Below are 18,330 nucleotides of genomic sequence, written 5' to 3' on the forward strand. Positions count from 1 at the left end.
CGAGAACCAGATGAAGCTGGATGCCTACGATGCCCAAGAGCTCACGCAGCTCAAGGACCGTTTCGCCGCGGAGTACGAGGACCTGAAGTCTAGGGGTCTCGCCCTCGACCTCACCCGTGGTAAGCCGTCGTCGGAACAGCTCGACTTCGCCAACGCGCTCCTCGGCCTGCCTGCGCCGGAGTTCAAGACCTCCTCCGGTGAGGACACCCGTAACTACGGAAACCTCAAGGGCATCACCGACATCCGCGAGATCTGGGCCGAGTTGCTCGGTCTGCCGGTGGGCAAGGTCATCGCAGGCGATGCCTCCAGCCTGAACATGCAGTTCGACTTGATCAGCTGGGCGATGCAGTTCGGTACCGAGGACTCTGAGCGCCCCTGGAACCAGGAGGATTCCCTCAAGTGGTTGTGCCCTGTCCCAGGCTACGACCGTCACTTCTCCATCACCGAGCACTTTGGCATTGAGATGATCCCGGTGCCGATGGACGAGAACGGCCCGGACATGGACGTGGTGGAAAAGCTCGTCGCTGAAGACTCCTCCATCAAGGGCATGTGGAATGTGCCGATCTTCTCCAACCCGACCGGCATCACCTACTCCGAAGAGACTGTGCGCCGCCTGGCCACCATGGAGACCGCCGCTCCTGATTTCCGCCTGATTTGGGACAACGCCTACGCCGTCCACACTCTGACGGATGAGTTCCCGGTGAACTACAACGTCGTGGAGTTCTGTGAGGCCGCTGGCAACCCGAACCGCGTGTGGGGTTTCGCCTCCACCTCGAAGATCACGATGGCCGGCGCCGGCGTCGCATTCTTCTACTCCTCGGATGCGAACATCGCCGACTATGTCAGCCACGCCAGCATCCGCGGTATCGGCCCGAACAAGGTCAACCAGCTGGCACACGCCCACTTCTTTGGTGACGTCCATGGCGTCTACGAGCAGATGCAGCGTCACGCTAAGTCTCTCGCTCCGAAGTTCGAGCGCGTGCTGGAGATCCTGGACAAGCGCCTCGGGGAGTACGGCGTGGCGACCTGGACCCGCCCGGAGGGTGGCTACTTCATCTCCCTCGATGTTGTCGATGGCACCGCCCGTCGCGTGATCGAACTCGCTAAGGACGCCGGCATTGCGCTGACTGGTTCGGGTTCTTCCTTCCCGCTGAAGAATGACCCGGACAACCGCAATATTCGTCTGGCTCCGTCTCTGCCGCCGATCGAGGAGCTGGAGGCCGCCATGGACGGTGTCGCCACTTGCGTCCTGCTCGCAGCGGCGGAGAAGTTCGAGGGATAAAAACCCTCGCTTTACGACGTTCCCAGCCGACGACCAGCCACCCGGGTCGTCGGTTTTTTGTTGCCACTATGGAAACTATCTCGGTATAGTTTCCAGTATGGCAACTAATAACGACTCCGATGGCATCCGGGACGCAGCATTGCGTGATCTGCGTGCCGCCGAAGACGCCGCCGACGCGGTCCGGGATCGTCCCTGGCCGATCTGGTTGTATCCGCTTAATGCGCTGCTGCTCGGAGGTATCGCGCTGACCCCAGTTCTGCAGGGTGGCAACCGCAGTACCGTGCTGCTGGCGATTTCTCTTGTCTTGATTCTGGTGAACATGACCGTCGGATATCGCATGGGCACCCCGACCGCGATACCCACCAGCCAGGGCTTTCGTAATGGACTGACAGTTGCCGCTTTTGCCGTCATAGCGTCCCTGTTGTTGGCATCCTTCGGGCCTCCGGGCTGGGTGTTCCTCAGCTGCGCATTCGTCGCGGTCGTGAGCTTCAGTCTCGGCAGCATCGCGCACATGCGGAGCGTGTCGCCATGACGGTGGGTGGCCTGGACCCGGTCATCCACCCCACCAATCGCCTGCGGATCTGCGCGATGCTCAACGCCGCCGAGTACGTGGAAATGGGAGTGGTCAGAGACTCGATCGAACTCAGCCCTTCCGCGCTGAGTAAACAGATCGCCGCGCTGGTGGAGGCCGGCTACGTGCGCCAGAGCCGGTCCGAGGAAGATTCGCGACGGATCTGGCTCATGCTCACCAGGGATGGCAAGCGCGCCTACCAGGGGCATGTGAAAGCCCTGAAGGCGATCGTCGAAACGGCCGAACTCGCCTCGGAGGAACGGCTTCGGGCGGAGTGACCACCGGTTCCGCGGAATGACTTTGGCTAACGCCTTTTCCGACTATTGTCGGAGCGGTGAACTACCAGGAGACCGAATACTGGATCGACCAGCTGTTCCCCGGGAAGATGGATGTGTGGGAACTCCAGGCATCTCTTCCCAGTAGCGGCCGCAGGGCGAAACCTGAACTAGGCGAACCATTTTCCATCGCGGTCTTCCGACAGCCCGCACCGTCCGCACAGGACGAGCCAGCCAAGCTCGCTGACTTTGAAGCTGCCGCTGCTGCTGAGGCCAATGAGCACGGCGATGACATGGGGCCAGACGGTCAAACAGTCTGCTGCACCCTGGATTTAAGCCGCTTCGATGCGACGCTGCGGTCCGACTCAGGCCAGGACGTCCGTGCCGAGTTGTTCTTCGCAGGCTACGAGCTTTTCCCGATCGCCGACATCGTCGCCACTGCTGCCACCGTGATCACCGAATCCGGAGGCATGATTCACCCCGTGCCGGGCACACTGCTGCCGGAAGTTGTCACCTACACAGTTGATGACATGGAGCAGGAAGGGGAGCGGGTTTCTGTCGACATGACCACTCCTCATGGACTGCTGATCGTGCCCTACGTGTGGCCCCAGGGAACCCCCATGGTCACCGAGGCACAGGATGACCTCCACGTCCATGACAATGACCATGGACTGCACGAGGATGTTCCGACTCCCACCAACGGCCGTGTCACCACCCTCATTCAGCTGATCACCATCACCGATGAGGAGCTGGAGTTCGCGCAGGAGCACGGGGTTATGGATCTGATGAAGGCTCTCTCCGACGCCGGAGCGGACGTCCAGGACCTGGGGCGCGCCTCTGTCGTGAACCGCTCTCGGCGGTAGGCTGGCTCCGTGGCTCTGTACAGGAAGTATCGTCCGGCAACGTTCGCGGAGGTCGTGGGGCAGGAGCATGTCACCACGCCGCTGTCCGCGGCTCTCAATTCACGGGGAGCCGACGGTGAACCGAACCGCATCAATCACGCGTACCTGTTTTCAGGTCCGCGGGGCTGCGGTAAGACGTCGTCTGCGCGAATCCTGGCACGGAGCCTGAACTGTGTTGAGGGCCCGACCTCGGAGCCCTGTGGAAAGTGCGACTCCTGTGTCGCCCTCGCGCCAGGCGGTGCGGGATCACTCGACGTGATGGAACTGGACGCCGCCTCCCATAACGGTGTCGATGACATGCGTGACCTGCGCGAACAAGCCGCGTTTAATCCGGCCAACGCCAAGTACCGCATCTTCATCATCGATGAGGCGCACATGATCTCGACGCAGGGTTTCAACGCCCTGCTCAAGGTCGTGGAGGAGCCGCCGGAGCACCTCATCTTCATCTTCGCGACCACTGAGCCCGAGAAGATGCTCCCGACGATCCGCTCCCGCACCCACCACTACCCGTTCCGTTTGCTCACCCCGCAGACGATGAAGCAGCTGCTGCAGAAGATCGTCGGGGAAGAGCACGTGGAGGTCGCCGACGCGGTGTATCCGCTGGTCGTGCGCACCGGTGGTGGCTCCCCTCGTGACTCGCTCTCTGTCCTGGATCAGCTCATCGCCGGTTCTGGAAAAGATGGGGTCACCTACGCGGAGGCCGCAGGAATCCTCGGTGTCACAGATGCCACGCTTATCGACGACGCCGTCACCGCCATCGCCGGTGGCGACCGCGCTGAGCTTTTTGAGTGTGTCGACCGCATGGTGCGCACCGGGCATGACCCGCGCACCTTCGCCGAGGACCTCCTGGACCGCATGCGCGATCTGATCATGCTGCAGGCAGTCCCGGATGGCATTGAGCGAGGGCTTGTGGATGTCTCTGATGAGAGCCGCACCGAAATCTTCCGCCAGGAGGCACTCGCGATGCCCCCTGCCGCCTTGACCCGGTACGCAGAGGTCCTGCACGAGGGACTGAAGTCGATGGCTGGGGCTACCTCGCCGCGACTGCTGCTGGAAGTTCTCTGTGCACGACTGCTTTTGCCTGGCGCTGAGAACAGCGTCGAGGCACTGGCTCAGCGACTTGAAGCACTCGAGCGTGGAATCCCGGCCGCGTCGGCGCAGGGTTCCAGCGCCCCATCGGCACCTGCTCCTGCTCCCGACGCCCAGGCCACGCAGTCCTCGCCGTCCTTCGGATCGGCACCTGGCGGTGCGAAGGGCGCGGGCGCAGAGCGCGCTCTCGCCGCACTGCAGAAATTGCGCGGTGGCACCGCAGCTGAGGAAAAGCCGCAGGCTACCCGGCCCCAGGCCCAGCCTGAGGCTCAGCCTGAGCCACGACCTGAGACCCAGCCGGAGCCGCAGCCTGCCGCTGTCGCTGAGCCCACTCCAGAGCCCGCCCCGCAACCAGAGGCTGCCCCAGAACCTGAACCCGTGGTCGAGCAGGCTCCCGAACCTGCTGCTCCGGCCGAAGGCTCTGCCGAGCCGGAGGCGGAGGAGACCGACGAAGAGCGCACTGCTCGAAAGGCTCGCGAAGCCCGTGAGGCTTCTCGACGGATGCAGGAATATGCGCGTCAGCAGGAACGTCGTGAGCGTGAGCGCGAAGCGATGGAAAAGGAAGCCGCCACCCGCAGAGCGGAGGGGCTTCCCGAGGAACCCGAAGCCGAACCGGAGCCCACTCCAGAGCCGGTAGCTGAGCCCGTATCTGCGCCCACGCCTGAGCCGGCTCCCGAGCCTGTACCCGAGGCAGCGTCTGAAGAAATACCCGATGTAGCTGCTGAATCCGCTCCTGAGGTTGTTGAGGAGTTGGGGCAGGTGGACGTCGGGAGGCTGCGTGAGAGCTGGGCGGATGTCATGGCCGCGCTGCCAGAGACCGCCACCCCGGTTCGCGTTCTCGCTGGCGCTGCGGTGCCGCTGGAACTGGACGGCGACACCCTCACCATCGGTCACCGCACGGGCGCTCTGGCCAATCGCCTGAACACCCCGGAATACTCCGAGGAGCTGAGCACGGCCGTGGAAAAGGTCCACGGAATCACGGTGAAGGTCACGTGTGTTGTTGGAGTGCAGCAGAGCTCCGGTGCACGTCAGCGGCAGTCGAACGCACCGGGCACTGGCACCGACAACGCTGGCAATGACCCCCAGGAGGGCGCGAGAGAGCCGTCTGAGAAGACAGCTCCGCCACCGGCTGCTGGGCCTGAGGAGAACATCCCCGAGTACAAGAAGGTCCTAGAGCGCCGCCGCAAGGCAAAGGAAGCGAAGCAGGCCCAGCCGGCTGCACAGGCTCCGGCTCCGACGACTCGACCGACTCAGAACTCCACCACCGGTGGCACTCCCGCGATCGATGAGGTCAAGCGCAGGCTGCAGTCCGAGTCCGGTGGGCCGCGTTCGCGCCGAGCCGACGACGACATTCCGCCGCCGCCAGAGCCCTACGACGATTCCTTGGATCACGAGCCACCGCCGCCTCCGCCGGAGCCCTACGACGAGGGTGCGCCGCCACCAGAAGATCCTGCTCCGAATGTGCGGGGTGGGGATGTGGAGAGGGGAGCGTCGGGAAGCGGGTTTGAGAACACCGCCCCCGCCCCCGGGCCCGCCCCCGCCGCAGCACCTGTCAGCACCATGTCAGCCGAGGAAGAGGAGTACCTCCAGTCGGCCGGCGCGCCCGGACAGCGCGACACCCGTGACCTGAAGACCGTGGTGATGGAACTGCTCGAGAAGGAGCTCGGAGCGAAGCCGCTGTAGCGCTGTAGAATGCACGGCGTAACCGCGCACGCCCCACGCCGGGCGTGACCGGAGTATCCACTATCGAAGGGACACACCATGAGCCAGCCCGATATGCCCGACATGGGAGCACTCCTCGCTCAGGCACAGCAGATGCAGGAGCAGCTCGAGGCAGCGCAGCAGGAGATCGTGAACTCCACCGTCGTCGGCGAAGCACCCGGTGGACTGGTGAAGGTCACGATGGCCGGTTCCGGTCAGGTACACGACATCGAGATCGACCCGAAGGTTGTCGACCCGGAGGACGTGGAAACCCTGCAGGACCTCGTCGTTGGAGCCCTGGCAGAAGCTTCCCGCAAGGTCTCTGAACTGGCAGAAGAGAAGATGGGCCCGCTGTCGCAGGGCTTCGGTGGCATGGACGGCGGCATGCCGGGCCTGGGACTTTAGAACTGACGTGTTTGAAGGACCCTTACAAGACCTGATCGATGAGCTGTCCCGATTGCCTGGGGTTGGACCTAAGTCTGCCCAGCGCATCGCCTTTCACCTGCTGAAGGTGGAGCCGGAGGACATCACTCGTCTGCAGAACGCTCTCAGCGCAGTGCGCGAGGGCGTTCAGTTCTGCCGTATCTGCGGCAATATTTCGGCGGAGGAGATCTGCCGGTACTGCGCCGATGGCAAGCGCGATGCGGGGCTGATCTGTGTCGTTGAGGAAGCCCGTGACATTCAGGTGATTGAGCGCACCGGTGAATTCCGCGGTCGCTATCACGTCCTGGGTGGTGCATTGGACCCGCTTGGAGGAATCGGGCCCAATGAACTGAACATCCGTACGTTGTTGCAGCGCATCGGTGGCGTGCTTCCCGACGTCCCGACCATCGACGACCCAACCGTCAATCAGACCTCACCGGACGTCACCGAGGTCATTATTGCCACTGACCCCAATACTGAGGGCGAGGCGACGGCAACGTATTTGAGCCGGATGCTGAAGGATTTCCCGGACTTGGCAGTAACGAGGTTGGCCTCGGGAATGCCTTTGGGTGGCGATTTGGAGTTCGTTGATGAGCTGACTTTGTCGCGGGCATTGTCTGGGCGCTTACAGATGTAAGTGACCGCCTTGGCGGATTGTTGATGTGTCGTAGAGCATACAAGAAAGTTATTGTTTTACGACCTTCATGGCCATCTAAACCGCTGGTCAAAAACGTTTTTCGAATGAGTGATTTTTTGGCGGAACCGACCTACAATCGCCCTATGCCCTCCCACGAAATTATTGAGGTTCCCCCGCAGTTCATCGTCGGATCACGCGCTGCCATGCGTGAGGACGAAGTCACGGCGTTCTTCGACCGTGTCTATGGGGAGACCATCGGCGCCATCCACGGTGCAGGTGCGGAGCCGGTGGGAGAACCGATGACGGTGTACTACGGCACCCCCGGTGACACCGTTGACCTACTGGCGGGTTTCCCCGTCAGTGAGGACGGTGCCCGGGCCGTGGAGGGTGCTCTTGCTGCCAGTGGACATGAGGGAGTGACCGTCAACCGCTTCGAGACGATGCGTGCGGCGACCCTGGAGCACCACGGCACGTACGCCGGTCTGACCGACGCATGGTCGAAGCTTGCCTCCGCAGTCCAGCAGAATGGTGACCGTCCCGGTGAAATGATCTGGGAGGTCTACCTCACCGAGCCAGGCCCGGAGGTCGATCCGGAGAGCATGGTCACCAAGCTCTACCTCGAGATCGATCCTTGGTTCGAGGAGCCGTACGAGGGCTAGTTCGACGGGCGGTAGTTCTTACCGCTGGTGGACAGATCAGTGATTATCCGCTGATCAGGCCGAAAGCCAGTTCAATGGCGATGACAATCATGATTGCTGCGGTTAGCAGCTCGATGACGACCCACGACTTCGGTCGATCGAGCCACTTGGACATCCCGCGGGCGCCGGCTGCCAGAGTCACGAACCACACGATGGACGCAGCAATGGCCCCGAGCGTGAACCACCATTTCAGGTCGCCGTAGGACGCTGCGATGGAGCCGATGAGTACCACCGTGTCCAGGTAGGCATGTGGGTTCAACCAGGTCACCGCGGCGATACCGCCAATGACAGCGCCGAGGGTCTTCTCCACGGGGCAGAGGAGGCCATGAGGTCGGCTGAGCCGTCGCCGCCAGCGCGGTAGAGGCGGCGGGCCACCTTCCAATGGTCAATCGCCGCCCGGATTGACCGGTAGGCGTACCAGCTCATGAACGCAATGCCGAAGAGCGTCAGCGCGACCAGGACTCGCGGATGCCGGTTAATGAGGGCTCCGGCGCCGGCGACTCCGGCGGTGATGAGGATGATGTCAGAGATGATGCAGAAGGCCGCCACAACGGTGACGTAGCGGCGCGCGACGCCCTGACGAATGATGAAGGCGTTCTGCGCGCCAATGGCCGCGATCAGGGCTAGTGCGGTGAAGAAGCCCGGGATCGCGGCGGATGCGATGATTTCCACCCAGGAAGTGTACAAAGGGCGGACATACAGGTCGCGGGGACTATCGCTCCGACTTTGGGCGCGGCTTGGAGTTGATTCGCTCGCTGCGCAGACGGTCGATTTCCGGCAGTTCCAGCGGCTGCAGATCCTTGATGGCGACGCCGGTGGCGCGGGCGAGGATGAGGTCCGCCAGCTGTGGATTCCGGGCAAGGGCGGGGCCGTGCATGTAGGTGCAGATGACGCTGCCTTGGACGGCGCCTTCGACGCGGTCAGAAGGTTCAGAGTCGTCGCCCAAGTTGCCGGAGCCGCCGGTGACCCGACCCAGGGGAGAGGCGTCGGGGCCCAGGACCGTTGCGCCGAGGTGGTTCTCGAAGCCGGTGAGGGTGTCGGTGAGGCCGTCGATAAGCGGGGCGGAGGCCACCTCACCGATCGTGCGGGCCTTCTGGGGGCTGGTGGTCACGTCGATCAGGCCGAGGCCGTCGACGGTGCCGCCGCCAGCGGTGAAGGACTCACCAAGGACCTGCAGCCCGGCGCAGATCGCCAAAATCGGGCGTGAAGCGGCAGCCGCGCGGGCCAGGCCACCGTCCTTGCTGAGGTGCTTGACCGCGAGGATCTGCGCGACATCTTCGCCGCCGCCGATGGTGTACGCATCCAGGTCGTCCGGAATCGCGTCGCCCAGGCGCAGGGGGCGGATCTCCGCTTCCATGCCGCGCATTCGGGCTCGCTGACGCAGGACGAGGGCATTGCCGTCATCGCCATAGGTGCCGAGGACGTCCGGGAGAACCAGTCCGATCGTGAGCTTGTCAGTCATTGGTGGCTCTCCTAGTTGTTCTGCGCGACCGACGTCGCGCCCTTCTCGATGGCACGCTTCAGGTCACGGAACGCGGTGTAGTTTGCGAGCACCTCGACCCGGCCCGGTGGGCAGGCCGCGATGGCCTTCAGCGAGTCCTTGGTCAACTCGTGCTCGATGTCCGCGTACAGCAGACGCACCGCCAGGTCGGTGCCGCGCTCACCGGCGGCGTGGACGACGGTGTCGCCGAAGTCCTCAAACTGCACGTCCCACAGCCAGGAAAGGTCCTCACCATCGGCGACATGGCCATTGACGGCGATGACCACGCCCTCGGCGCTGCGGTCGAGCATCGACAGGGCTTCTTGCCAGCCAGCCGGGTTCTTGGCCAGCAGCATCCGAACTTCATGCTTCCCGACGCGAACAGTCGAGTACCGTCCCGCCACCGAATCCACCGTGGACACAGCAGTCAGCGCGGTATCCAGATCCGCGCCCATGGTGACCGCGGCGGCGATTGCCTGCGCGGCGTTGCCGCGGTTAGCCCGGCCCGGCAGCGTCAGGTTGAGGGTGCGAATCTGTCCGTCCGGGCACAGCAGTCCCTCATCAGAGACAGCCCAGTCGGGAGAGGGGCGGCGGAATTCGGTGCCTTCGGGAAGCTTCTCGCTGGAGAACCAGTCACCGTCGGAGTGGATGATGGCGCCTCCGGTGCGCGGGCAGGTGGAGGCATCGTTGAACCAGGAGCCACCGGCGGAGACCCACACGATCTTCTTCGCGTCCCAGGCAGCCGCGGTGATCAACGGATCGTCACAGTTAGCGATGATTGTCGCCTGCGGGTTCTCATCGACCGCCTTGCGCAGGGCGCGCTCGATGGAGTTGATCTCACCGACGCGGTCGAGCTGGTCGCGCGAGAGATTCAGCAGGACGAGGGTCTCCGGCTTCAGGTCCGCGGCGATGTGCGCCACGTGCAGTTCGTCGACCTCCAGGACGAGCGACTGGGCCTTCTTATTGGCCAGCAGCGCGGAGATGACACCGGCGTCCATGTTGTCGCCACCATCATTGGTCGCGACGGTTCCGGTCGTCCGCATCGCCGCAGCCATCAGCCGGGTGGTCGTAGACTTGCCGTTGGTGCCGGTGATGATCGCTGCCGGTCGGCCGCCGCCCAGGCCCGCGAGGATGCGCGGGTCGAGCTTCTGCGCGATCAGTCCACCGATCATTCCGCCGGAGCCCTTGCCCGTTGCGCGCGACGCCCAGGTCGCCGCCCGGGCGGCCGTCGCCGCGAAACGGGTCTTGGGACTCATCCCGGGATTGTCCTCGGTTCTGCTGCGCGCGTTCATGCAGAGAATTGTAGACAACGGCCCGGTCCCCGCCATGCAGCGGCGACCGGAGGGGTTAGGCCTTGTTCCGCAGATCCTCGGTCAACCGCAGGAATGCGGAATCGCTCACCAGGGGAATGCCTTTGCGCTCTGCGTGCATGGCCTTGCCAGTCAGTGCCTCCACCGGCACGTCCACCGGTCGGTTGCACACCAGGATCGACGCGTCGCGAGTCACCGATTCGGTGTACGTCAGCCCCGCTGCGACACCTGCGGCGATGATCTCGTCGGGGCTGAACTCCAGCTCCGGCGCGACGCAGAACACCATGCCGGTCGCCAGTGACTTACCTGGCTTGTACTTGCCGGGGTTTTTCTCCGGGTGGGGAGCCTCGATCGCGTCGACGCGTACCGAGGATCGCTGCAGTCCCAGGGAGTCAGCACGCAGGTCCTCATTGGTCCAACTCATCACCGTGGCTTCATCGGCAGCGCTCTGTGCGAGGAACAGGTCCTTGAGCACGTTTGTTGCCTCAAGAGTCCGATCCGACTCGCGCAGATCCGCGTTGTCGATGCTGGCGATGGGTGAGGGTGCGGAAACGTCGTACAGCGAGGCGACGGCAAACAGCCGGCGATCGTCGAGGATCTGCCGCTGACGCCGAGCAGTGGCCAACGTATCGACCACAGTTTCCGGCGCTGGCACCCGACCCACGCGGATGCGCGAGCCGGAGTGACCGCGACGATTGCGGTTAGCACGGTTGGCCCACCGACGCGCACGCTTGGCTTCTTCGATAATGAAACCCCAGGTCATCGGGCTGTCATGCGTGATGACGGTCCGACCCTCCAGGATCGCAGAGACCTCATTGAGCTTCGTGCCGTACCGCGGCGACCCGTTCAGGTCCTCCGGGGTCAGCCCGTGCAGGTGCACCGGACCTGGGTCCTCACCAATGGTGAATGTGGAGTGCCAGGTCTGCCCGGTAGTGCCATCGGCGTCGAAGGTTCGCAATCCGAGCGAGACCATCCGCGATGACTTCGGATGGATACCCGAAGCACGCACCACGGCGGCGACGTACGGGAATTCGCTTCCCGACGTCTCCAACTCCACACCCACCTCATCCTCAACCGGAGTCGACCGGTTGTCCGTGGAATCAGTCACGGACGGTTACGCCTCCGCCGGGGACAGATCTGCGGCCAGGGCGCGGTTCGCTGCAGAGACAACCGCCTTCAGCGACGCGTACGTGATGGAGCCGGCGATTCCGCAGCCCCAGACGGTACGGCCGTTGGCCTCGGCCAGGATGTAAGCGGCTGCTTCGGCATCATCACCTGCGGTACGGGCGTGCTGCACGTACTCGGCGACCTCGATGCTGATGTTCAGTTCCTTCAGCGCGTTAGCCAGAGCGGCCAGCGGGCCGTTGCCAACACCAACGATGGTGATGTTCTCACCGTGGTAGACCAGGTTTGCCTTGACCTTCGTCTCCTCAGATTCGCTCTGCGGGGAGTCCACGGTCAGTGCGATGACCTCGATCGGGGCGGTGCGGTCCAGGTACTCCTGGGCGAAGATGTCCCACATTGCCTTGGAGTTGACCTCGCCACCCTCGCTGTCGGTGACCGACTGAACCACGTTGGAGAAGTCCACCTGCATCGTGCGCGGCAGGTCCAGGCCGTGGTCGGTCTTCATCATGTACGCGACACCGCCCTTGCCGGACTGCGAGTTCACGCGGATGACAGCCTCGTAGGAACGGCCGACGTCCTTCGGATCGATTGGCAGGTAGGGGACCTCCCAGACCTGGTTGCGCAGCTGCGCGTCGGTCAGGTCGCCGCTCTTGGCGCCGTCCTGGACCTTGCTGGCGATGGCATCCAGGCCCTTGTTGACTGCGTCCTGGTGGGAGCCGGAGAACGCGGTGTACACCAGGTCGCCGCCGTAGGGGTGGCGCTCCGGGACACGCAGCTGGTTGCAGTACTCCACCGTGCGACGGATCAGGTCGATGTCAGAGAAGTCGATCTGCGGGTCGATGCCCTGCGTGAACAGGTTCAGGCCCAGGGTGACCAGGCAGACGTTGCCGGTGCGCTCACCATTGCCGAACAGGCAGCCTTCGATGCGGTCGGCGCCAGCGAGGAATCCCAGCTCAGCGGTGGCGACACCGGTGCCACGGTCGTTGTGCGGGTGCAGCGACAGAATGATGGAGTCGCGGCGCTCCAGGTTGCGGTGCATCCACTCGATGGAGTCCGCGTAGACGTTCGGAGTGATCATCTCGACCGTCGACGGCAGGTTGAGGATCATCGGGTTTTCCGGGGTCGGCTCCATCACGGCGGTGACGGCGTCGCAAACCTCCTTGGCGTACTCAACCTCGGTGCCGGTGTAGGACTCCGGGGAGTACTCCCAGCGCCAGTTGGTGCCGGTGTAGTCCTGAGCGATCTCCTTGATCAGCTCTGCGGCATCAGTGGCGATCTTCTTGATGCCTTCGCGGTCCTTACGGAACACCACATCTCGCTGCAGGATCGAGGTGGAGTTGTAGAAGTGCACGATCACGTTCTTCGCACCCTCACAGGCCTCGAACGTGCGGCGGATCAGGTGCTCACGGGCCTGGACCAGAACCTGAATGGTGACGTCATCGGGGATCAGACCACCCTCGATGATCTCGCGAACGAAGTCGAAGTCCGTCTGCGATGCGGACGGGAAACCGACCTCGATCTCCTTGTAACCCATCTGCACCAGCAGCTCGAACATGCGGCGCTTGCGCTCGGGGCTCATCGGATCGATCAGGGCCTGGTTGCCATCACGCAGGTCCACGGCACACCACTGCGGGGCAACGGTGAAACGCTTGTCCGGCCAGGTGCGGTCCGGCAGCGTGAAGTCCTGAACCTCAATGTCGTACGGCTGGTAGCGCTTGGTAGCCATGGAGGTGTTGCGCTGCTTGTTCCAGGCGGCCTGTCCTGCGGGGATGTCACCTTCGGGCTTGCTTACCCGGGCAGGTGCGGAAATGAATGCGTCTGAAGGGGTCATGATGTGGTCTTAGCTTCCTTGGTAGTCAATGTGGTGCATGTGACCGGCGCCGAAAAACCCCGCGACGGGGAGCCGGTCTTAACTGGCCCCGCCGCGGCACGGAAGCAGGAGAGCAGTACGCATGTGACGTAGCCTACAGCCGTTAGCCGGGGGGCTTCAAAACGACCTGACCGCACTATTGGTCGGCACCCCCGTTTGTGATTTACGTCTATATATGGAGAGAACTTTCCATGTCGACCCTTCCCCGCCACCTAGCCATGCACAGTTCCACCACCAAGGACAGTCCGATGAGAGCACCCGACCGCAGGCGCGAATATGCAGCGGTCGCGGGGGTTTACCTGCTGCTTCGGCTGGTCGCATTAGCCGGTTTGTCCGTCTTCGCCACCGCCAATGGATCGGATCTGGGAGCACGGTTGTTCGCCTGGGACGCCCGGTGGATGGTCGACATTGCCCAGCAGGGGTACTTCGGACTCGGTGAGATCGAGGAAGAACCCGGCCACTGGCAGTCCCTGGCCTTCTTCCCGGCATTTCCCTTTCTGATTGGTGCGTTATCGCAGATCCCAGGGGTCGATCCTGCCGTCATCGGGTCGGTGATTGCGGCAGGTTCCGGACTGGCCTTGGCATTCGCGGTGGTGGAACTGGCTCGCATTGCCGGTGCCGGGCCGCGGGGTCGGATCGCGGCGTCCATCCTGGTGACCACTGCGCCGATGTCGATCGTCTTTCTCATGCCGTACACCGACGGCCCGTTCCTGGCACTGGCTGCCTGGGCGCTGGTTTTGATGATCCGCAAGCGATGGTTGGGCGCCGGTGTGCTCGTGTTCATCGCTGGTCTAACCCGGCCGACGGCGATTGCCCTATTTCTCACCTTCGCCATGGTGGTGCTGGTTCATGACCGCAGGAACTGGAAAGCATGGCTGGCGGTGGCGGTCTCACCGGCGGGTTGGGTGGGCTACCTGATGTGGGCCTCCTCGCACCTGCGAGAAGTCGGCGGTTGGTTCGGGGCTCAGTCCAGAGGGTGGAATACAGGTGTCGATGGTGGCCTGGCCACCGTCCGCTTCCTCATCGAAACACTCACCACGTCCCGAGAAACCGGCTACACCATCTCAGCATTCATCGTCATCGCGGTAGTGGTGCCGCTGGTGCTGGCGTCGCTTCCGGTGATGCTCCGACTATGGGGCAATGCCTGGCCAGTCCTGCTGTTCTCCTGGGTGGTCGCTGCACAGATATTGCTTTCCGACGGACTCATGCACTCCCGGCCCAGGCTCCTTCTTGCATCCGCGCTGGTACTGATCGTCTTCTGTTTGATGATCAGGGAAGAATCACACAAAAGGTCCGCTACATCGCCGGTTGTGGGGTGGGTGCCGAGGGGAGTGGGCGTCGGGAAGCTAGTGGGTTGGATCGTCCTGGGGAATTGGGTCGGGTGGTACATGCTGACCGCGTTCGAATGGGCGATCTGAGGGGCGATCCGCGACGGGCAGGCGCACGGTGGCTGCGACCATCAGAACGGTGGCCGCGAGAATGACAATCCAGCCGAGCAGGCCCTCGACCTGGAAGCGCTCGCCGAGGACCAAGTAACCAAGGATGAACGCGGTGACCGGCTCGGCACTGGTCATCGGGGGAAGTGACTTGTCGAGCATGCCGGCGTTGAACGCTGCTTGCTGAGTTGTCACGCCAAGGACCATGAGGCCGAGCAAGCCCCACAGTTCCCAGGACACAAAAATCGACAGCAACCCGCGATCCATGAAGCCGTCCACCAGCGCCTTGCTGAACATCGCGAGGTAGCCAAAGACCACTCCGGTCGCGACTCCGAGCAGAAACGCCTTGTGATTGCGCAGCCACGTGGAAGCGCTGACGTAGAGGCCGAGGAAGATCGCCACGCCCGCGAACATCGTGGGCGCCCACACAATGAACGGCGGAGAATCCTGGCCCGGCAACGGATTACCAAACACCACCAGCACGGCCACGGACATCGACAACAGCAGCGACCACACGACAGTCGCCATGGGCAGGCGCTGGTTATACAACCTCGCCCCGAGGAAGAGAGAGAACGGCAAGCTCAACACGAGCAACGGCTGCACCAGAAGCACAGAACCGAATCCGAGCGCTGCCAATTGCAGGCCATAGCCGGATACCGCCAGCGCACTGCCGGCCCACCACTTCGGGCGCCGAATCGCCGCGGCGACCCCAGCGACAGTCCCTCGCCCCTCTGCCACGACGGTGCCCAGCTGATGCCTAACGACGGTTCCCCAGGCGATAGCCATGGCGGACAGCAGGCCCAAAAGGACCGCGATGAGTTGCGTGGACACGGTCCAATTCTATCCACGCACGTGCGCTTCGCCGGGCAGGTTCGCCAACTGGGTGTCCCGGCTGCGACGGCCATGCTGCAGTCAGCGGGAACTTGCGTGCGGGCGGTCGGCGACCCGAGCCTTAACTAAGGTATCCTTGACGCGAAATCAGAGGTGGCCTGTGCCACTTGACTGACAAAAGTTTCCGAGAAGCGAGGAGCCCGGAGCATGGCATTGGTCGTACAGAAGTACGGCGGTTCGTCCCTGGAGAATGCGGAACGAATCCGGCGAGTCGCAGAGCGAATCGTCGACACGAAGAAGCAGGGGCACGACGTGGTCGTGGTCTGCTCCGCGATGGGCGATACCACCGACGAACTGCTCGACCTGGCCAATCAGGTCAACCCGGTCCCGCCGGCCCGTGAGATGGACATGCTGCTGACCTCCGGTGAGCGCATCTCTAACTCGCTGGTTGCGATGGCGATCGAATCGTTCGGCGCGTCTGCGCAGTCCTTCACCGGTTCCCAGGCCGGCGTGATCACCACCGAGCGCCACGGCAACGCGCGCATCGTGGAGGTCACCCCGGGTCGCGTTCGCGAAGCTCTCGACGAAGGCCACATTTGCCTCGTCGCTGGCTTCCAGGGCGTGAACCGCGAGACCAAGGACATCACGACCCTCGGCCGCGGTGGCTCGGACACCACCGCCGTGGCTCTGGCTGCCGCCCTGGAGGCGGACGTGTGCGAGATCTACTCGGACGTCGACGGCATTTACACCGCCGACCCCCGCATCGTCCCGGACGCCCAGCGCCTGGACACGATCTCCTTCGAGGAGATGCTGGAGATGGCCGCCGTCGGCGCCAAGATCCTGCAGCTGCGCTGTGTTGAGTACGCACGCGCATTCAACGTTCCCCTGCGTGTTCGCTCGTCGTACAGCACCAACCCCGGCACCCTTGTCGATGGATCAGTGGAGGATATCCCCGTGGAAGAAGCAGTTCTCACCGGAGTCGCGCATGACCGCTCCGAGGCAAAGATCACCGTTCTCGGCCTCGCTGATGAGCCCGGCTATGCCGGCAAGCTCTTCCGTGCGCTTGCCGACGCCGAGATCAACATCGACATGGTCGTCCAGAACGTGTCGAAGCTGTCGGACAACCGCACCGACATCACCTTCACCTGCCCGAAGGAAGATGGCCCGCGTGCCGTCGAGCTCCTGACCAAGCTGAAGGAGAAGGAGGACTGGCAGGACATCACGTATGACGACCTGATTGGAAAGGTCTCCCTCGTCGGCGCCGGCATGAAGTCCCACCCGGGCGTCACCGCCACCTTCTGCGAGGCACTGTCTGAGGCCGGAGTGAACATCGAGCTCATTTCCACCTCCGAGATCCGCATCTCCGTCCTGCTGCGCGACACTGACCTGGATAAGGCAGTCGCCGCACTGCACAAGGCATTCCAGCTCGGTGGCGACGAAGAGGCAGTCGTCTACGCAGGTACCGGCCGGTAACTGATCCGGTTTCGTGCAGGTCCTGGGCGCAGCCACTGTGGCGTGCGCCCTTGATCTGCGGTTTTTGAACGAATACCCTCCGGGTTAGCACCGGAGCAACCCCCGAGAATCCGGGAAGAGGAGTTTTCCATGACCACTATCGCCGTCGTCGGCGCCACCGGCCAGGTTGGTCGCGTGATGCGTGACATCCTCGAGAAGCGGAACTTCCCGGCGGATAAGGTTCGTTTCTTCGCCTCGTCTCGCTCGGCCGGCACGACCCTGCCGTTCCGTGGTGAGGACATCGTCGTGGAGGACACTTCCGCCACCTCTGACGAGGACCTGAAGGGCATCGACATTGCTCTGTTCTCCGCAGGCGGCACCATGTCCCGCGAGCAGGCTCCGCGTTTCGCGGCCGCTGGCGCGACTGTCGTGGACAACTCCTCCGCATGGCGCAAGGACCCCGAGGTCCCGCTGATCGTTTCCGAGGTCAACCCGGCCGATAAGGACAACGCGGTCAAGGGCATCATTGCGAACCCGAACTGCACCACGATGGCTGCGATGCCGGTTCTCAAGCCGCTGGCAGATGCCGCTGGTCTGGAGCGTCTGCGTGTCGCGTCCTACCAGGCAGTGTCCGGATCGGGTCTTGCTGGCGTGAAGGCTCTGTCGGAGCAGGCCGCAGCAAATCTCGACATCGCCGAGGAACTGGCCACTGATGGCTCGAAGCTGCAGGTCGAGGACTTCGGCCCGTACGTCGCACCGATCGCCTTCAACGCACTGCCGCTGGCAGGGGCGATTGTCGATGACGGCCTGAACGAGACCGACGAGGAGCAGAAGCTCCGCAACGAGTCTCGTCGCATCCTGGGGCTGCCGGACCTGGCTGTTGCCGGCACCTGCGTTCGCGTGCCGGTGTTCTCCGGCCACACCTTGGTCGTCCACGCCGAGTTCGCCGAGGACATCACCCCGGAGAAGGCCACCGAGCTGCTTTCCGACGCCCCCGGCGTCGCCCTCGTCGACGTCCCCACCCCCCTCGCCGCCACCGGTGGTGACGACTCCCTGGTGGGTCGCATCCGCCAGGACCAGTCCGTCCCCGGTAACCGTGGCTTGGTGTTTGTCGTCTCCGGCGACAACCTGCGCAAGGGCGCGGCCCTGAACACGGTCCAGATCGCCGAGCTGCTGGTCTAGACTTCGGCGTCGGTTAGCCGACTGCCGATCCGCCCCGGTTCCCACAGTGGGAACTGGGGCGGACGT

General features: G+C 63.6%; 18 protein-coding genes. 11 read left to right on the top strand and 7 right to left on the bottom strand.

Features of this window, described 5'->3' with window-relative positions:
• Window positions 1–10: 10 nt before the first annotated feature.
• The 8 genes from YWU_RS0102325 to YWU_RS17350 all read left to right on the top strand — a co-directional run bounded on the left by YWU_RS0102325 (window position 11) and on the right by YWU_RS17350 (window position 7,539).
• The gene (locus tag YWU_RS0102325) at window positions 11–1,282 is read left to right on the top strand and encodes an aspartate aminotransferase type Ic (RefSeq protein ID WP_027019200.1); all 1,272 of its coding nucleotides are present in this window, start codon (window positions 11–13) and stop codon (window positions 1,280–1,282) included.
• Between the two features lie 97 nt (window positions 1,283–1,379).
• Window positions 1,380–1,814, top strand: coding sequence for a hypothetical protein (locus YWU_RS14700; protein WP_051259923.1), 435 nt, complete (start codon window positions 1,380–1,382; stop codon window positions 1,812–1,814).
• Window positions 1,811–2,131: a transcriptional regulator gene (locus YWU_RS14705; RefSeq protein WP_034646795.1), complete on the top strand. Its 321-nt coding sequence runs from the start codon at window positions 1,811–1,813 to the stop codon at window positions 2,129–2,131. The genes YWU_RS14700 and YWU_RS14705 overlap by 4 nt, the downstream gene beginning before the upstream one ends.
• A gap of 56 nt (window positions 2,132–2,187) precedes the next feature.
• Window positions 2,188–2,991, top strand: a complete 804-nt coding sequence (locus YWU_RS0102340) for a suppressor of fused domain protein (protein WP_027019201.1) — start codon at window positions 2,188–2,190, stop codon at window positions 2,989–2,991.
• Window positions 2,992–3,000: 9 nt separating this feature from the next.
• The gene (locus tag YWU_RS0102345) at window positions 3,001–5,802 is read left to right on the top strand and encodes a DNA polymerase III subunit gamma and tau (protein ID WP_027019202.1); all 2,802 of its coding nucleotides are present in this window, start codon (window positions 3,001–3,003) and stop codon (window positions 5,800–5,802) included.
• A gap of 78 nt (window positions 5,803–5,880) precedes the next feature.
• The gene (locus YWU_RS0102350) at window positions 5,881–6,225 is read left to right on the top strand and encodes a YbaB/EbfC family nucleoid-associated protein (protein WP_027019203.1); all 345 of its coding nucleotides are present in this window, start codon (window positions 5,881–5,883) and stop codon (window positions 6,223–6,225) included.
• 7 nt (window positions 6,226–6,232) lie between these two features.
• A complete protein-coding gene (recR, locus tag YWU_RS0102355; protein WP_027019204.1) occupies window positions 6,233–6,880 on the top strand; it encodes a recombination mediator RecR in 648 nt (215 codons plus the stop codon).
• A gap of 143 nt (window positions 6,881–7,023) precedes the next feature.
• On the top strand, window positions 7,024–7,539 hold the full coding sequence (locus YWU_RS17350) for a GyrI-like domain-containing protein (RefSeq protein WP_051259925.1): 516 nt from the start codon (window positions 7,024–7,026) through the stop codon (window positions 7,537–7,539).
• 43 nt (window positions 7,540–7,582) lie between these two features.
• On the opposite strand, the gene YWU_RS18745 is transcribed toward YWU_RS17350, so the two are convergent.
• The 6 genes from YWU_RS18745 to leuA are packed head-to-tail and all read right to left on the bottom strand — an operon-like array spanning window position 7,583 to window position 13,324.
• Window positions 7,583–7,888: a LysE/ArgO family amino acid transporter gene (locus YWU_RS18745; protein ID WP_169718868.1), complete on the bottom strand. Its 306-nt coding sequence runs from the start codon at window positions 7,886–7,888 to the stop codon at window positions 7,583–7,585.
• A complete protein-coding gene (locus tag YWU_RS18750) occupies window positions 7,843–8,250 on the bottom strand; it encodes a LysE/ArgO family amino acid transporter (protein ID WP_169718869.1) in 408 nt (135 codons plus the stop codon). The genes YWU_RS18745 and YWU_RS18750 overlap by 46 nt, the downstream gene beginning before the upstream one ends.
• A gap of 40 nt (window positions 8,251–8,290) precedes the next feature.
• Window positions 8,291–9,040, bottom strand: a complete 750-nt coding sequence (locus YWU_RS0102370) for a type 1 glutamine amidotransferase (protein ID WP_027019205.1) — start codon at window positions 9,038–9,040, stop codon at window positions 8,291–8,293.
• An 11-nt stretch (window positions 9,041–9,051) separates the two neighbouring features.
• On the bottom strand, window positions 9,052–10,350 hold the full coding sequence (locus YWU_RS0102375; RefSeq protein WP_084141595.1) for a MurT ligase domain-containing protein: 1,299 nt from the start codon (window positions 10,348–10,350) through the stop codon (window positions 9,052–9,054).
• 55 nt (window positions 10,351–10,405) lie between these two features.
• Window positions 10,406–11,476, bottom strand: coding sequence for a BRCT domain-containing protein (locus YWU_RS14720; RefSeq protein WP_034646798.1), 1,071 nt, complete (start codon window positions 11,474–11,476; stop codon window positions 10,406–10,408).
• Between the two features lie 6 nt (window positions 11,477–11,482).
• Window positions 11,483–13,324, bottom strand: a complete 1,842-nt coding sequence (leuA, locus tag YWU_RS0102385) for a 2-isopropylmalate synthase (RefSeq protein WP_027019207.1) — start codon at window positions 13,322–13,324, stop codon at window positions 11,483–11,485.
• 287 nt (window positions 13,325–13,611) lie between these two features.
• Between leuA and YWU_RS0102390 the strand changes: the two genes are divergently transcribed.
• A complete protein-coding gene (locus YWU_RS0102390; RefSeq protein WP_027019208.1) occupies window positions 13,612–14,781 on the top strand; it encodes a hypothetical protein in 1,170 nt (389 codons plus the stop codon).
• Here the strand turns inward: YWU_RS0102390 and YWU_RS14725 are convergent.
• On the bottom strand, window positions 14,710–15,630 hold the full coding sequence (locus tag YWU_RS14725; RefSeq protein ID WP_051259929.1) for a DMT family transporter: 921 nt from the start codon (window positions 15,628–15,630) through the stop codon (window positions 14,710–14,712). The two genes, YWU_RS0102390 and YWU_RS14725, sit on opposite strands and share 72 nt — an antisense overlap.
• Before the next feature lie 207 nt (window positions 15,631–15,837).
• Here YWU_RS14725 and YWU_RS0102400 point away from each other — a divergent pair, with 207 nt between their 5' ends.
• The gene (locus YWU_RS0102400) at window positions 15,838–17,103 is read left to right on the top strand and encodes an aspartate kinase (protein WP_027019209.1); all 1,266 of its coding nucleotides are present in this window, start codon (window positions 15,838–15,840) and stop codon (window positions 17,101–17,103) included.
• Window positions 17,104–17,232: 129 nt separating this feature from the next.
• Complete coding sequence (locus tag YWU_RS0102405; protein ID WP_027019210.1) at window positions 17,233–18,264, top strand: aspartate-semialdehyde dehydrogenase; 1,032 nt, start codon at window positions 17,233–17,235, stop codon at window positions 18,262–18,264.
• Window positions 18,265–18,330 lie beyond the last annotated feature (66 nt).

The sequence above is a fragment of the Corynebacterium sputi DSM 45148 genome (genome assembly GCF_000427865.1).
GTDB classification, from domain to species: Bacteria; Actinomycetota; Actinomycetes; order Mycobacteriales; family Mycobacteriaceae; genus Corynebacterium; species Corynebacterium sputi.

Excerpts from the sequence above, each read along its gene's own strand:
- YWU_RS0102325 (WP_027019200.1), top strand. The coding sequence starts at position 11 with ATGAAGCTGGATGCCTACGATGCCCAAGAGCTCACGCAGCTCAAGGAC.
- YWU_RS14700 (WP_051259923.1), top strand. The coding sequence starts at position 1,380 with ATGGCAACTAATAACGACTCCGATGGCATCCGGGACGCAGCATTGCGT.
- YWU_RS14705 (WP_034646795.1), top strand. The coding sequence starts at position 1,811 with ATGACGGTGGGTGGCCTGGACCCGGTCATCCACCCCACCAATCGCCTG.
- YWU_RS0102350 (WP_027019203.1), top strand. The coding sequence starts at position 5,881 with ATGAGCCAGCCCGATATGCCCGACATGGGAGCACTCCTCGCTCAGGCA.
- YWU_RS17350 (WP_051259925.1), top strand. The coding sequence starts at position 7,024 with ATGCCCTCCCACGAAATTATTGAGGTTCCCCCGCAGTTCATCGTCGGA.
- YWU_RS0102370 (WP_027019205.1), bottom strand. The coding sequence starts at position 9,040 with ATGACTGACAAGCTCACGATCGGACTGGTTCTCCCGGACGTCCTCGGC.
- YWU_RS0102375 (WP_084141595.1), bottom strand. The coding sequence starts at position 10,350 with ATGAACGCGCGCAGCAGAACCGAGGACAATCCCGGGATGAGTCCCAAG.
- leuA (WP_027019207.1), bottom strand. The coding sequence starts at position 13,324 with ATGACCCCTTCAGACGCATTCATTTCCGCACCTGCCCGGGTAAGCAAG.
- YWU_RS0102390 (WP_027019208.1), top strand. The coding sequence starts at position 13,612 with ATGAGAGCACCCGACCGCAGGCGCGAATATGCAGCGGTCGCGGGGGTT.
- YWU_RS0102400 (WP_027019209.1), top strand. The coding sequence starts at position 15,838 with ATGGCATTGGTCGTACAGAAGTACGGCGGTTCGTCCCTGGAGAATGCG.
- YWU_RS0102405 (WP_027019210.1), top strand. The coding sequence starts at position 17,233 with ATGACCACTATCGCCGTCGTCGGCGCCACCGGCCAGGTTGGTCGCGTG.